This is a genomic window from Pectobacterium araliae, from assembly GCF_037076465.1.
Taxonomy (GTDB): domain Bacteria; phylum Pseudomonadota; class Gammaproteobacteria; order Enterobacterales; family Enterobacteriaceae; genus Pectobacterium; species Pectobacterium araliae.
Genome location: NZ_AP028908.1, coordinates 3,398,983 through 3,413,848 on the forward strand (window position 1 = coordinate 3,398,983; position 14,866 = coordinate 3,413,848).

Annotated in this window: 13 protein-coding genes and 2 pseudogenes; 3 read left to right on the plus strand and 12 right to left on the minus strand. The window is 45.4% G+C overall.

The window, feature by feature from the left end; genetic code table 11:
- Window position 1 precedes the first annotated feature (1 nt).
- The 6 genes and pseudogenes from tssG to AACH44_RS15445 all read right to left on the minus strand — a co-directional run.
- A complete protein-coding gene (gene tssG, locus AACH44_RS15420; protein WP_261848804.1) occupies window positions 2-1,000 on the minus strand; it encodes a type VI secretion system baseplate subunit TssG in 999 nt (332 codons plus the stop codon).
- A complete protein-coding gene (tssF, locus tag AACH44_RS15425; RefSeq protein WP_261848803.1) occupies window positions 964-2,730 on the minus strand; it encodes a type VI secretion system baseplate subunit TssF in 1,767 nt (588 codons plus the stop codon). The genes tssG and tssF overlap by 37 nt, the downstream gene beginning before the upstream one ends.
- Window positions 2,731-2,732: 2 nt before the next feature.
- Complete coding sequence (gene tssE / locus AACH44_RS15430; protein WP_261848802.1) at window positions 2,733-3,164, minus strand: type VI secretion system baseplate subunit TssE; 432 nt, start codon at window positions 3,162-3,164, stop codon at window positions 2,733-2,735.
- Between the two features lie 5 nt (window positions 3,165-3,169).
- A complete protein-coding gene (gene tssC / locus AACH44_RS15435; protein WP_039361061.1) occupies window positions 3,170-4,648 on the minus strand; it encodes a type VI secretion system contractile sheath large subunit in 1,479 nt (492 codons plus the stop codon).
- A 22-nt stretch (window positions 4,649-4,670) separates the two neighbouring features.
- Window positions 4,671-5,174 (minus strand): type VI secretion system contractile sheath small subunit, encoded by a 504-nt coding sequence (gene tssB, locus AACH44_RS15440; RefSeq protein WP_261848801.1) that lies wholly within the window; start codon window positions 5,172-5,174, stop codon window positions 4,671-4,673.
- Between the two features lie 874 nt (window positions 5,175-6,048).
- A pseudogene (locus AACH44_RS15445) lies at window positions 6,049-7,098 on the minus strand (tyrosine-type recombinase/integrase); the annotation flags it as partial.
- Here AACH44_RS15445 and AACH44_RS15450 point away from each other — a divergent pair.
- Window positions 7,098-7,535: pseudogene (locus AACH44_RS15450) on the plus strand (site-specific integrase); the annotation flags it as partial. The pseudogenes AACH44_RS15445 and AACH44_RS15450 overlap by 1 nt on opposite strands.
- Window positions 7,536-7,647: 112 nt before the next feature.
- Here the strand turns inward: AACH44_RS15450 and AACH44_RS15455 are convergent.
- Both AACH44_RS15455 and yafN read right to left on the minus strand, forming a co-directional pair.
- Window positions 7,648-8,052 carry a type II toxin-antitoxin system YafO family toxin gene (locus AACH44_RS15455; RefSeq protein WP_338659317.1) on the minus strand — a complete coding sequence of 135 codons (405 nt, stop codon included), beginning with the start codon at window positions 8,050-8,052 and terminating at the stop codon, window positions 7,648-7,650.
- On the minus strand, window positions 8,049-8,342 hold the full coding sequence (yafN, locus tag AACH44_RS15460) for a type I toxin-antitoxin system antitoxin YafN (protein ID WP_201963827.1): 294 nt from the start codon (window positions 8,340-8,342) through the stop codon (window positions 8,049-8,051). Before yafN ends, AACH44_RS15455 begins: the two co-directional genes overlap by 4 nt.
- A 489-nt stretch (window positions 8,343-8,831) precedes the next feature.
- Between yafN and AACH44_RS15465 the strand changes: the two genes are divergently transcribed.
- A complete protein-coding gene (locus AACH44_RS15465; RefSeq protein WP_201963826.1) occupies window positions 8,832-10,598 on the plus strand; it encodes an AIPR family protein in 1,767 nt (588 codons plus the stop codon).
- A 397-nt stretch (window positions 10,599-10,995) separates the two neighbouring features.
- Here the strand turns inward: AACH44_RS15465 and AACH44_RS15470 are convergent, their stop codons facing one another.
- Both AACH44_RS15470 and AACH44_RS15475 read right to left on the minus strand, forming a co-directional pair.
- Entirely contained in the window at window positions 10,996-11,556 is a 561-nt protein-coding gene (locus AACH44_RS15470) for a type 4 pilus major pilin (RefSeq protein ID WP_201963825.1), read from the minus strand.
- A gap of 151 nt (window positions 11,557-11,707) precedes the next feature.
- Window positions 11,708-13,282: a shufflon system plasmid conjugative transfer pilus tip adhesin PilV gene (locus AACH44_RS15475; protein WP_228287774.1), complete on the minus strand. Its 1,575-nt coding sequence runs from the start codon at window positions 13,280-13,282 to the stop codon at window positions 11,708-11,710.
- A 205-nt stretch (window positions 13,283-13,487) separates the two neighbouring features.
- Between AACH44_RS15475 and AACH44_RS15480 the strand changes: the two genes are divergently transcribed.
- Window positions 13,488-13,937 carry an acetyltransferase gene (locus tag AACH44_RS15480; RefSeq protein WP_338659318.1) on the plus strand — a complete coding sequence of 150 codons (450 nt, stop codon included), beginning with the start codon at window positions 13,488-13,490 and terminating at the stop codon, window positions 13,935-13,937.
- A gap of 88 nt (window positions 13,938-14,025) precedes the next feature.
- Here AACH44_RS15480 and AACH44_RS15485 read toward each other — a convergent pair whose 3' ends face one another.
- Window positions 14,026-14,310, minus strand: coding sequence for a conjugal transfer protein TraD (locus AACH44_RS15485; protein ID WP_201963823.1), 285 nt, complete (start codon window positions 14,308-14,310; stop codon window positions 14,026-14,028).
- Complete coding sequence (locus tag AACH44_RS15490; protein WP_201963822.1) at window positions 14,307-14,564, minus strand: hypothetical protein; 258 nt, start codon at window positions 14,562-14,564, stop codon at window positions 14,307-14,309. The genes AACH44_RS15485 and AACH44_RS15490 overlap by 4 nt, the downstream gene beginning before the upstream one ends.
- Window positions 14,565-14,866: the final 302 nt, after the last annotated feature.

Below are 14,866 nucleotides of genomic sequence, written 5' to 3' on the forward strand. Positions count from 1 at the left end.
TTTACTCCTGCACACAAATCGTCACATAGGGATCCGCGGGCGGCTGCCCAAGAAAACTGCTCCATCCCAATCGGCTGCTTTGCTCACTACCTAGGCTTAAGCCTTTAGCTTCGCCTTCCGCAAAACCCAGACGCAGATCCCAGGCCAACTGATCGCGAAGAATGAAAGAGACAAAACGCACCAGCGGCTGAAAATGCTCGCCGTTGGGCAAAAAGCTGAGAAAGCGGCTAAAGCTGAGGTTGCCGACTTTGAGCAAAAACTTGCCAGCGCAGTCGTTCACTTTGTCGCCGATAACAAAATCACCGCCCAGCATCATGTTTGCTTTTCCCAGACGGTTCTGCTGCCCTTTGTGAATCGGCACGCGGCGGTGCTGCCAAGCCAGAACGGCAACGTCATCCAGGTCAAAACAGTGAATAACCAAACCCGCGACCACTTCCGGTGAGCGGCTGGGACTTGCCAGCACGCCGGCATAGGAAAGCATCTTGGCGCGGTTAACCGGCAGGCTGTCGCGCACGGCGTCATTTCCTAGCCCTACCAGCGCAAACATCAGGCGGGAGAATCCATCCTCCCCCTCATTCTGAAAGCGGACGTGATAGCGGTATTTGCGCCATGCGCGGTGCAATAGCGTGAGTAAGCGGTGGTGAAAGAAGTCGAGAAACACGCCCAGCTTCTGCTCGCCCTGCGCGTATTCCCAGGCCAGCTCTTCGAGGTAATAACCGGGCATCGGTGACTGACTGCCGTGCAGACCCAGAAACGCGACTTCCAGCTCCTGACGGCCATCTTCATCGCGTCCCACCTGCAAGATATCGCTAGGGTGAAAACCGATGGAGGCCGTAGAGCGAAAGCGCAGGCGTTCTTGTTCAGGGCGGAAATCCAACGCTTGTTCCAGATCCACGCCCTCCAGTTGGTTAAGTAACTCCACCAATTGGAAAAAATTAAAGCGTGAAACATCCTGGCGGAACGTCACATCATTGAGTGTTGACCTATCTGTACCGGCCATCGGTAGCGCTCCTTGTTATCGATGTTGACGACTTCCAACAGGTGGAAGGCGTTGACGCTGGCGTATAACGAGAAGAAGTGCGCCAGCACCGTGCTAAACAGATAGAGTTCTCCTTCACTGGAGAACGCGGATTGCCGTACTGACAGAATGGATTTCAAGCCGCGAACCGGCATCCCCTGAACCAGACGGTCGATAGGGGTGGTTTCGATAGATTCGATACCCGCCAGACGCTTACGCGAGGCTTGTTCTGCCTGCTTGTCGTGCAGCGCCGGAAAATCGTAGGTACGCAGGATCTGCACCAGCGCATCGCGCCGCAGCAGCGACACATAGTTCAGGGACAGGTTGGAGATCAGCGTCCAATGCAGGCTACCATCCATTGCAGGCCGCAATGGTCGCGTCGGCCGCACCAGATTGCGAAACGTCGCGAAAGACGGCGAATTCCCCGTCGGCACGCAGATCGATCCAACGGGCAGCTGTGCCGCACGCGATCGGTTGGTACAGGTCAGGGTCACCGAGATCGATTCATCCAAATCAATCACTTCCTGCTCATCGCCACGGACAAAAGAGAGCATGTGATCAAAACCATTGCCGTTCACCGCCTCTCTTACCCGGATGCGGTAGTAGAGCGCCAGCCGTCCTTTGGCGCGTTCGATTTGGTGCTGAAAGCTCTCAAAAGGCTGATAGGTGCGTGGAATTCCCCGGGCACGGCCTGAATTCCCTTCAACCCAGCCTTCAACCTTGTCCACGGAGAAGATTTCAAAGCTATCCGCGTTACGGTAGCTGGCTTTCAGCGGGTAATCCGTCTGGCGTCCGCTGAGGTTGATCGGTTCGCTATCATGCTGGAAGAGATTGATTGCAGGCACGCAGTTGAGCATGAACGAATCAGGACGGATCTTCAGCTCCGCGGGCAGCGGGCGGTCAAAGCAAAAATGCAGACGGAATTCCGTTACCGTCAGCGGGAGATCCGGCCATACCGCGCCCGCGAGTTGGAAAAAGAGAAAACTTTCAGGAAAACAAAAGTATTCCTGCAGGATGCGATAGCCCGAATAAACGTTACCGGGATACGGCAATAGCGCATCTTCGCGCTCAAAGCCGACCGTCTTCAGCACGCTAGCTTCCTGACGGAAGCGCTGGCCATCGACCTCCAGCTCAATGTGCGACAGCTGGCTCGCAATCCAGAAATAGAGCTCGTAGGCCGTATAGGTATCACCGCCCAGATAAAAACGCAGTTTGTCGAGTTGCAGGTCGCTTAGCGATAGCGGGCCATGCAGCCCAACGTCCAGCGTAATGGTGGACAGATCGTTGCCGCTCTGTACTTTGATCTCACGGATATCAGCCGGATAAATCCAGGCATCGTGACAGGTCTGAAAATGGCAAACCACATCATCAATCGGCAGGCTATCAAGCTCACAGCCACGCTCAACAAACGCGGGTTGGGCAATTGCGCCGGGGAGTACCGAAAACTGCATAATCGTCATGCTCGGTACGGGGCGCAGGTAATTAGGCCACAGCATGCCCAGCAGACCGTGCGTCAATTCCGGAAATTCATCCTCGATCTTCGCCCGCAGGCTCCCTGTCAAAAAGGCGAACCCTTCCAGCAGACGCTCAACGTCTGGATCCGTGGTTTGTTCTGACAAAAATCGGGTAAGCTCAGGGTGCGCCTTGGCGAATTCACGCCCTTGCAGGCGCAAGTAGGTCAGCTCATCCCTGAAAAAATGTTCCAGTGACATAATCAGATCATTCTGTAGTGGCGGTGGCTATCCATATGGATATTGAAAGAGGCAACCTGCTCCAGATCTTCCAATCTGACCCGAGCGGTAACCTGAAACGACATCTCCATCGGATTCGATAAATAGTCCGATGTGTTAACATCCACATGAACAATTCGAGGTTCAAAGCGACAGATACACTGTCGGATCGCCTCCCGGATTTTCCCCCGAATATCCGCACCACCCTGCGTCGCGTCATTAAAATCAATCACGCCAAGCTCAGGTGCGCTGCGGCAATTTCCGGGTCGGGTGTTGAGCACATTGTCCAGTTGATGCTTAACGGACTCGATCAGTGCTTCAACTTCCGTTTCAGGGGAGGAGCGATGCTCCTCCCCACGGATACGATCAAACAGACTTGCCGCGCTTCCCCTTTCCCAGGCAGAAAGAGACGCCATCAGTCTTATTCCTTATCCAAACGCCCTACCAGCGACAGCTCAAAGTTCGCCCCCATGTACTTGAAGTGCGGGCGCACAGACATGGTGACTTGATACCAACCTGGTTCCCCTTCTACATCCAGCACTTTGATTTGTGCGGCACGCAGAGGACGACGGCTACGAACATCTGCCGGCGGGTTTTCCTGATCGGCAATGTACTGTTTAATCCAGGTATTCAACTCACGCTCAAGATCCTGACGCTCTTTCCATGAGCCAATCTGTTCACGCTGCAGCACTTTGATGTAATGCGCCAGACGGTTGATGATGAACATGTACGGCAGTTGCGTACCCAGCTTGTAGTTGGTTTCCGCTTCTTTGCCTTCTTTGGTGTTCGGGAACACCTTTGGCTTCTGCACCGAGTTAGCGGAGAAGAAGGCGGCGTTGTCGCTGTCTTTACGCATCGTCAGCGTGATAAAGCCTTCTTCGGCCATTTCATATTCGCGACGATCGGTGATCAGGACTTCAGTCGGGATCTTGGCCTGAAGCTGACCCATGGCTTCATAAACATGCACGGGCAGGTCGGTAATCGCACCGCCACTCTGCGGACCGATGATGTTCGGACACCAGCGGTATTTCGCGAAGCTGTCCGTCAGCGCCGTTCCCATCAGGTAAGCGGTATTGCCCCACAGATAGTGTTCGTGATCGGTGCTGATATCTTCCTTGTAGTTGAAGCCCTTAATCGGGTTCTCTACAGGATCATAAGGCAAGCGAGCCAGGAAGCGCGGTGCCGTCAGCCCCAGATAGCGACCATCTTCGGACTCACGCAACGAACGCCATTTCGTATAAGCCGGGCCTTCGAAAACGGATTTCAGATCTTTGATGGAGGGCAAATCGGTGAAGCGATCCACGCCAAAGAAGGTCGGTGCAACGGAAGAGATGAACGGCGCATGCGCCATTGCGCCAACGGCGCTGACATACTGCATCAGTTTGATGTCTGGTGAGCTTTGCGTCAGCGCATAATCACCAATCACGCCACCGATAGGCTGGCCGCCAAACTGGCCGTAACCGCTGGAATAGACGTGCTTGTAGAAGCCAGACTGTGAGATTTCAGGAGCGAATTCGAAATCGTCCAACAGCTCTTCTTTCGTCGCATGCAACACCAACAGTTTGATGTTTTCACGGAAATCAGTGCGATCAACCAGCAGTTTCATCGAACGCCAGGAAGATTCCAGTTCCTGTAGTTCTTTAGCATGCAGAATAACGTCAATCTGCTTGCTGAGCTTTTTGTCCAGTTCGACGATCATGCTATCGACCAGCGCTTTGTTCACAGGCTCTGCTGCATTACCGCTATCAAGAATGTTAGCGACCAACGCGGCAATGCCTTGTTTAGCCACGCTGTAGCCTTCATCAACTGGGCTGATACGCGCTTGAGCCATGATGTCATCAAGCAGCGATCCAGAAGCGCTGGCAGCGCCTGCCTGAACCTGTTCTTCAATTATTGACATATTTATTTCCCTATTTCGTCAATTATTCGGCGGGTTTTACCAGATCGAGCTCTTTCAAAAGCTGCTCTCTGGCTTCTTCGCTGGACAACAGATCCTGCAAACGATTACGGAATGAGGGAATATTGCCGAGGGGGCCTTTCAGCGCGACGAGGGCTTCACGTAAATCAAGCAACTTACGTAATTCAGGCACCTGCTGGGCAATGCGGTCAGGGGAGAAATCATTCAGACCGCCGATGCTCAGTTTCACTGGCAGGTCGTCCTGACTTTCTTCTTCAAGGCGGTTTGGCACACTGAAATTCAATTCCAGATTTGCTTCTTTCATCACCGAGGTAAAGTTGTTCTTATCGATCGATACGGTCTGACGTTCTTCGATCGGCGTTTCCTCTGTGCAGCCCTTCATATTTCCCACGATCATCAGCGTCAACGGCAATTCTATTTCCGCCTGCTGACCACCAGTGGCCGGAACATATTTGATATTAATACGTTCCTTTGGTGCGACAGATGCACCATCAGTTCCTTTTGCCATGTGTCTATACCAACGTAAGGGCTCTCGGCCCGGAGAAGTAAAGTCGATTCCTACCAAAAGCCCGCCGTCATCCATAAGAACGGCAGCGACTCGGCAAACAAATAACGCATTTGTTTTTCGACCAGCGAGATGAAATAAATCAAAACCGAATTAAAAACACAACAAAACCACAACATTACGGCTTATATCGGTGTAAAAAGAGCCACACCAAGAAGGATGTAAATACATTTATATTTTGAGTTTGGATCATACACACAACACAAACGCACGGTCAATGCTTATATAGCAGACCAACTAAATGGAACCACTAAAACAAAAAAATAAACTAAAACAACTAATTAAATCGACCTTAAGTAAAAAAAACAAAATAAAAAAGAATATCCTGCTAATTTTCAATTAACGAAAAAGGAATATATTTCGTGCCTTTTAATTTCGTTAAAAACGAAATACTTAACACGCTAATAAATATCAGGCATTACAATCAATACATTAACTTTAATTTAAAAAAAACAATTTCCACTTTATTTTTTACTTTTGGCAGAACAAATATCTACATCACATCCATAAACTATTTCTTGGCTAAAATATAAATATTAGATAATTTAGCAACTATTTAGTTTAAAATGTAAATTATTAGTTTTTTATACTATCAAAAAACCAAAGGTAAGTATTAATAGCTTATCATGGTGTATTGGCATTATTTCATAACAAAAATCACAGTAAGATACAGTGAAATGATCTTTTTCATGTCACTTTTAGGTTAAAAATGACGGTTATCCGGCAGAAGACTGCGAGGTTCTCTTTGGTTAATTCATCGAAAAAGTAGAATTCCGCCCTGACCGAGACATAGCCCTTCTTTCATCAGCAGTTATCCCTACCCACGCCGATTAAATGTTCCCTGCTTCACATTGAAGCCTTTCTCAAGGCTATCCATATAATCGGCATACCATTGCAGCATCTCACGTCTGCCATCGAGATATTGCGCATGGTTGTAGGTGCCACGAATAGCATTCTTATCCACATGCGCCAGTTGGGTTTCAATCCATGCAGTGTTGTAGCCCTGTTCATGAAGAACGGTGCTCATGGTATGACGGAAGCCATGACCCGTAACCCGGCCTGTATAGCCAATTCGCTTAAATACCTGATTGATACTGGCTTCGCTCATGGTCTTACTGGGATCATTGCGTCCCGGAAACAGTAAAGGAAATTGCCCCGTCATTGCTCTGATCTGTTCGATGATGGCTAAGGCTTGGGTAGAGAGCGGAATGATATGGGGACGGCGCATTTTCATGCGTTCAGCAGAAATTTCCCATAGCGCTTTCTTGGTATCGATTTCTGACCATAACGCACCGCGCAATTCACCTGTTCTCAGGCCAGTAATGATCAACAATCTCGCTGCCAGCACCATCAATTCACTGCCAGAGTAGCCAGCAAGGGCTTTAAAGAAAGCAGGAAGCTCTTCAGTGGTGAGGAACGGGTAATGTGTAGACTCATGCCCTTGCATGGCACTGGTGAGATCTGGCGCGGGATTATACTCGGCTCTGCCTGTCACGATGGCGTAGCGAAACACTTCGCCGCAGCGTTGACGCACTTTCTTGGCTTTTTCGGTTGCTCCTCTGTCTTCCATCTTTTTAAGCACGTTTAGCAGTTCCAACGGCTTGATGTCTGCAACAGGGCGTTGACCAATGAACGGGAAGACATCTTTGTTGAACGCTTCAAGAATGTCAGAGGCATATCCCGCAGACCATTTCTTCACTTTCATGCTGTGCCATTCGAGTACAATTTGCTGAAAGGTGTTTTTGACTTCTTCGATGTGGGCTTGTTTGCTTTCTTGCTTAAACGCACTCGGATCAACGCCATTAACCAGCAGCTTTTTAGCATCATCTCTTTTGCTTCTGGCATCGGCTAAGGTAATGGTCGGGTAATCCCGAGGATAGCAAGTCCGGACGGGCAATAGGGATAGCGCTAAACGATACTGCATGCCGAGTATTGAAAAAACAGATTGGCCATCATCACCGCTGGGTTTTCGTATATAGGGAAAGTTGCACGAAGCCAGACGGAACCAAATCTCCGGTAGTGCGGAAAATGCGCTACGACGCTAACACAGCATGGCGGGCAGCCCTAAAACGTGCTGGGATAGATGATTTCCGATTCCATGATCTGCGACACACGTGGGCAAGTTGGTTAGTGCAAGCCGGAGTCCCTATATCTGTATTGCAGGAAATGGGTGGGTGGGAGTCAATAGAAATGGTTAGGCGGTATGCGCATCTCGCCCCCAATCATCTCACTGAGCACGCGCGCCAAATTGATGCCATTTTTGGTGTTTGTGTCCCAAACTTCGATAATAGGAACAATACCTGACGTATATCACATTGATAATATTATCTAATAATCTGTTTTATCTACCTACATGCCCCCAATGATGCCCCCATATGTTTTTGTGCCCTGAATGGCTGGGTGTTTTTTGACCAGATTAATACTTCATCCTGAACGCTTCGGCTATCATTCCGATCTTATGCATATGGTTATTGTTGCGTGCCATTTTATGCGCTTCGGGTTTCAGGATGATAATCAGCAGGTAGGCATCAGGATCCATCGCACCTTGGCAGTATACCAAATGCGCCTGATCGCTGGTTCGTTTGAACTGACGTAAAAACTTCGGGAAAGGGGCATCCGCATCGGCAAGATGAATGTGGGCCACCTGCTCTTCTTTTACCAAGGGATAAGTGCGGTCATCATCATAGGGTGCGTCACGACCAAAGGTATCTGGCAACACGCCATCTTTTTTATAGGACAGAAAATCTGCCGCCAAATCATCAAGCTCTTGCTGGCTTAATTGTTGGCGAATCAGTGCTGACTTGAAAATCCTGATGCTCATTCCGTGAACTCGGTCAGATCCTTGTCAGAGGCGTTTTGCAGCAGTTTCTGCCCGCTATCCGCAATACCGCTTAAACGTTCAGCCGTTGGCCTAAATCGCGCAGCGGTGTGAACCCTGCCCTGCTTTTCTTCCAACAGATCGATCAGCTCTTCAAACACCTTAGCACTGACCATGTAGCCAGCGGGACGGTTGTTGGAAAGAACGGCAACCGGTTCATCAATGAAATATTTCGCCGGGTTCTTTCTTAACTCGGTGATATTGATAGATTTTTCTGCGAGAATGCGTTCCATAGATCACCTAAAAGCATATTTAATTACATACAGAATAATGCACATCAAAGCGTACATCAACTTTTGTGTTTATAAAATATACGGAGGCGATTAAAATCTGCTAAAGAGCACAAGATGAGCTACAAGAGCGTGGTAGTGTTTGTACTGCCAAGATCTGTAAGGCTAAGCATCCCGGATAGCCGTAACAGATACAGCAATAGTGGACTGATTTTCAGAATACTAAGCAGGATGGGATGGTTATGCAGTTTGACGTTGGGCTGAAAGGATAAAGCACGAGAAGGTCAAGGATAGCTTATAGGATAAATGCTACTTCATAATGAATTCAGCATTATCACTGCTCTGAATACAACCTAATATGATATCGGCTATGTGCTAGAGGCGGATATTATGACCACCACAGTGCAAAAATAGAGCACGAGGGTCTGATCTCGTAGAAAGTACAATATTTATCTGCGTTATCACTGTCAAATATTCTAAAAGGAAAAAGAAATGGCATTCGTTATAGATATTCGGGTTGAAGATAACGCAGTAGCAGCCGCTGCAACTGCACAAGTTATAGCCCAAAGGTTAGGTAGTGGTTTAAGGGAAAGGTTTGAGAGCTATATTCATAAGCGAGAATGCCAACCGGACCAACAAGACTATAACACTAAGATGGCAAGCAGAGCTTTGGCTGCCTTTACCATGTATCAGCTCGGTGGAGTTGATGAAAAGCATGCTGGAGAGTCGGTATGCGATAGTAGTAATGATGGTGGCATTGACGGTATAGTAATAAATCATAATGAAAAAATTGTTGTCGTTGTGCAATCGAAATTTAATCAAGCTGGCAATGGTACATGGACTAAGCCTGATTTTATTTGTTTCAAAGATGCTTGTGAAAAGCTGCAAAATGAGCGATACGAGTTATTTGACCAGATACTCCAAGATAAAAGCTCAGATATAAGCACAGCACTTAACTCCTTTGATTATAAATTTATTTTTGCAATGACTCACACTGGCAAAAAAGGTGCTTCAGAAGAAATCTTACGCGACATGCAAGAATGGCAGAGTCAACTGAACGCAGCTTCTTTTACATCTGACGAATTACCTAAAGAAGAATGGGCTTTTCAGGTTCATTTAATTTCATCTGAAGACTTAGTTCATTGGCTACAGACGGGCTCAAGAGGACAAATAGATTTGTCGGGCGTTGAGGTTGAACGCTATGGCTATCTGAATGAACCTTATAAAGCATTCTACGGAACACTATCTGGTGATCAGATAGGAAGTTGGTGGAAACAATATGGAACTCGTCTTTTCACAAAAAACATTCGAAACATGTTAGGCAAGACTGACGTAAATGAAGAAATAAAAAAATCAGCCACCGAAGCACCAGAGATGTTTTGGTTTTATAATAATGGGATTACAGTTTTAGTTAACGAAGTCATTCCTCATAGAAGAAACGCTGCTGCTGGAGCAGAGAGAGGCGTCTTTGATTTCAAAGATGTAAGTATTATCAATGGAGCCCAAACTGTGAGTAGCATAGGTGCTGTTATGGACGCACTTGGTGATAACATATTTAGAGTTAAAGTTCCTGCTCGCTTCATTGAAATTAATAATGATGTGAATGACCTTCATGCTAACGCAATAACTAGGGCTAATAACTTTCAAAATAGAGTGCTAGGGAGAGATTTTGCTTCACAGCAACCTGACCAGCATCGTTTGGCAAGAGAGCTTGTGTTAGAGGGGTATCAGTATCAACTTTTACGAACCGATGAGGATTACTCACAAACTAACATCAAGGTTATTGACTTGGATGAGGCTTTGAATGCTTTAGCTTGCTTAAGTAAAAATAACACTATCGTTGCTACTCTGAAATCTAATCGAGGAAGATTTTTTGAAAATTTCGACGGTTCACTTTACAAAACAATTTTCAACCCAAGATTGAGTGGTGCTAAGCTTATCAATGCTGTTAATCATTTTAGAGTAATTGAAAGAGCCATTAGCTCAACTTTATCCACTACAGATAAATCAACGCATAGTAGGCGCCATTTAATAATAACTCACGGTAACAGATACTATGCATCAGTGCTATTAAACACTGTGAGCAATTTGAATACTAGCACGGATCAATTGTCTCCAAATGTAACAAAACTTACTACAGACTTGGCAGATTTAATAGCCAAAACAGAGAGCTATATAGAGACACACTACCCAAATGCTTATCCGGCTAGATTTTTTGCCAATCCTGCAAAAATACAGGAATTATATGCTAACAATTAGTTTATAAAGGGGCTATATATAAGAAACCCTCACAAAACGATACAGGCATAGAGGTTTGTAATTTTATCGATTATATTACTAATTCGATGAGATATCTCTATGCCGTTTCGTTTATTATGCCAGAATTTTTTTCGTGATGGGTTGCCAAATCTACAACTGTGCCAGCCCTATTCTCACTGGCATCGATCATGCCGTACTGGGTCTGCTTCTCGCTCATAGCTGCCAATCAGATCTTGCTGCGTTCTGTTCTTAAAATCAATTAGGTTGTAGTGGAGGTAAAGCAATAAACAACTACAAAGCCCAAACTAATGCGACTTTCCATCATGGTAAACCTTGTTTTCTCTCATTTGTGAGCCTCACCGATACTCACTAGAAAATACGTTAAACACTTTTGAATTTATAAAGATGTCAGGACAAGCGCGTTGCTGTTTCCACCATTACTACAGGCTTCAGTCATTGCCTCAACATCAAGACTACTTCCTACATCCTTAACCATTGTTGTCCCAATTTGTGCCAGATAGAAATTACCCGCTACCGCTGAGATAATTTTTGTGCACTCAGCAGCAGGAACACCCGTATAAGTGATGGTAAATGCGCTTCCCGCAGTTCCCGATGGGCCAGAGGCAGCAGGAGCAAGCGTAACATATCCCTTCCACGTATTGACTATATTGGTCCCTGCTCCTGCAATTTTAATCATATTGGCAGGGAATACCCCGGCTTTGTTTGCGGCACTATTGGTTAACCCCGTATAGGTAGCAGAAGCGACATATAGTGATTTTATCCCTGCTTGAATAGTCGCAATGTTTTTGGATTCGGCCTCCGCTCGTTGTGCCGCCTGAACCTTGGGATACACGATAAATGTGCCAACAATTAAAGCAGCAATGGTGCCAAGCACAAGAAGCAATTCCAACAAAGAGAACCCTTGCTGGATTTTCTGGTTACCGTTATTTATTTTCATTGATTATCTCCATATTTGTTATTGATAAATACAGAGATAAGGCATTGAGAAAATTAATCAACACGCAAAGGATATTGTTGGTTATTTTCGTGATGAATGGATTACCATAAAGAGCCATTCAGATATAACGAGGATATCACATTAAAAAAATTTACACGCCCACACAGGAATAACTCACCTTAACAAGGTTATCGCTTGTAGCCACAACTGAAAAGGTATAATCACTGCCCGATGGCGTCTCTACGGTGTGGAACAGCGTCACACTTGAACCTGATGCCCTGCCATGATCATATTCAAAGGCAGCGGTTTTATCAGATTCAACAAGCAGACCATTGGCATAAAGGGATGCATTCATCCAATATACACCCCAACCTACAAGCCAATTAGCATATGCATGGACCAATATTTTACCGGAAGCACCGCTACTACAAGTAAACGCCGTATTATTACCAATAGAGCCTGATGACACTATCGTGTTCCCTTCATTACCCTTCCATTTGCCATCGATACACCATACTGGCGATCCATCGGTTGCCTTACTAATAAGTCCGTTAGGTGAGCATATCTCCCCAGTAGTGGCTATTGATGTGGGTTGAATGTATCTACCAGCAATATTGCCTGATGCACTGAGCCCACCTTCGGCTTTACCATCATTTGACGCTGACAAAGCAAGATCACCACGTAGCTTTTGACTTCCCCATACATCCAGCTTAATCGATGAGTTGTTATCGCCATTAAGGGAGATATAACCATCACCCGCCCCGCCTGCCACGTTGATCAGCACCGCATTCTGATTACTAGAGCCACCGCCGCCAATTTGCAGACGGCTGCTATTGGTTTTAGCCGCTACATAGTTATCCGAATCCACGCCATTTTTAACGGTCAGATAGCTGTTCATTGCTACGTTTTTGCCAAAAGTAGAGAAACCCGTCACCGTCAAATCTTCTGAAACGCTGACATTCTTGGCAAAGCGCCCATAGGAACCATTGAATGAAACCGCGTTGACATCACCTGACGCGTTAATGTCTTTGGCGTTGTAGATGCTTTGGCCTCCCATGTTGAGATCGCCCGTCATTGGCAATGTGCCATCACGACGTAGATAAACCGAATACATAGAACTATCGTATCCTACACGGTAGGCCAACAGCCCCGCAGCATTGATCGCGGCGTAGTTGCTTTGGTTCTCCGTCCATTGACCAGCAGTGCCAGATGCAACAGAAGCTGATTGCGTCATACCGCTATCGATACCCGCTGCTTGCATGGCTCGGCCCAGCAAGTCATAACGAACACGGTTTCCTTCGGTCCAAGGCAAGGTTGTGATTATTAACCCGTTGATGACATAGTTAGGCGCAATGCCAGCGCGTTTTAACAAAATCTTGTAAGAAGACTTCTGCACATTGATGCCGGTATAGCTGGCAGGTAGCAAACCTTCATTAACCAATGTCTGGTAAGTAATTTCACATCCATTAGCCGAACAGATTCTTGGACCCGGATCACTGCTCTGGCTGCTACTCGATGAGAGGGTTGAAAGTTTGTCAAAGCGAATACTGATATAGCGGTTAGTCGCCTCACCTATCTGCTTTATTTGTGATCCTACGGTATTCGCCGTAATGATTTCCTGATCGTTCTTCATGTCCTGAAACTTTATAAATGCCATTGCAGTGCCAATACCTAAAACCAATGTTATTTCCAATAAAGAAAACCCTTTTTTATTTGTTGTTTTCATTTCATCGTCCTTTTTTATTTTCACGTATTTATTAATTAGCAAAAATAAAAAAGAGGTCAAGGGCTTGGTAAACTTTTTAAAAAAATCCACAGCATTTATGAACAGATTTATAATGAGCCAACAAAAGATTATTCATTGACATTGCTGTTGTGATATAACCTATCATCGAACATAATAAACAACAATCCAAATGGAATATTAAGCTATGATTGAATTTCGTTCTTCTACCCCAAAAGATATTTCACATATAATGAAAATATGGAATAAAGCCATTGATGCTACTCATCATTTTTTAGTATTGGAAGATCGGTTGGCTATAGAAAAGGAACTTCTAGCCTTTTTCCCGACAGTAGAACTCACACTTGCCTGCGGATCTTCAGGACGTATTATTGGCTTCATGTATTTGCATAACGGGCATATGGAAGCGCTCTTTGTAGATCCGGATTACCATGGAAAAGGGGTAGGCAAAGCGATGGTATACGCAGCTCTAGCCAAATACCAAAAATTGACCACAGATGTAAATGAACAAAATAAGCAGGCAGTAGGCTTCTATACGCGCATTGGTTTTGACCAGATTGGACACTCAAAATTTGACAGTCAGGGCCGTCCTTATCCATTGCTTCATCTCAAGTATAGAAAGTACGCCGAAAATTGACTACCGCGCCCTCTGGGGCTTGCTCAACAGTTCACCGACCTAAAAGCGAGTTTTAGGCCGGTTCACCGTTCGGACGTGAAAAACATGATTAGGACTTAGTTCTGTTTATAACAGTATCGATATAGGTTTGGCCCTGTGCTCGGTAGGATTTGATATCACTCTCATGAAGATTATGGATATTAAGCAGAACCCCAAAGACCAATTCCTTATCTACATAACTAATATCACATCCTAAGACTTTGGCAACCTCTGCACCGAAAATAATTTTCTGACGTGTGTTATCTTTTTTCGTTTGTTGTTTCTTTTTTGCTTCCAAGAAGTATAAGCGTTCTTGTGCTGAAGCAATTTGTTGTTTGATCGATTTTGTTGTCATTTATGTTCTCCCCAATGTTTTTTCTTGTTTGAATAGGGGACATCCGCATAATCATAACCATTACCAATTTGTTTCTTGATTGATTTTATTTTCATCTTGAACTGTTGCTTTATCTGGCGTTGTTTTGCATGTTCCCTTATATTAATTACTATTTTTTCTGCTTCTAAATAGGCTTGTTGTGTATCGGTATAAATGCCATCATCAAGAAGTCGCTTGGCTTCCCAATCTATGGCTTCATCATTGTTTTTATACATTGAACCTCCTTGCATGTGTTGTTCATTATCCTTTACCACATTTTAGATAATTATCAATATCACAAGGTGTTTTTATTTAATAATGTATAAGCTCATAAGGACAATATTGATACCCAAATCATCACATTATAACCTATTAAAATTAATGCTATTTCAACCAACTAACCGAATTTCATGTTATTCTTCTGCTTCATGTTTCATTTATTAAACCCATAGCGGCTTAAGTGCTATTAATTTTATATAATAAGAATCAACCGATCATATATGTGCGTTAAACTTAGTTAAGCGCTTACATATGAACG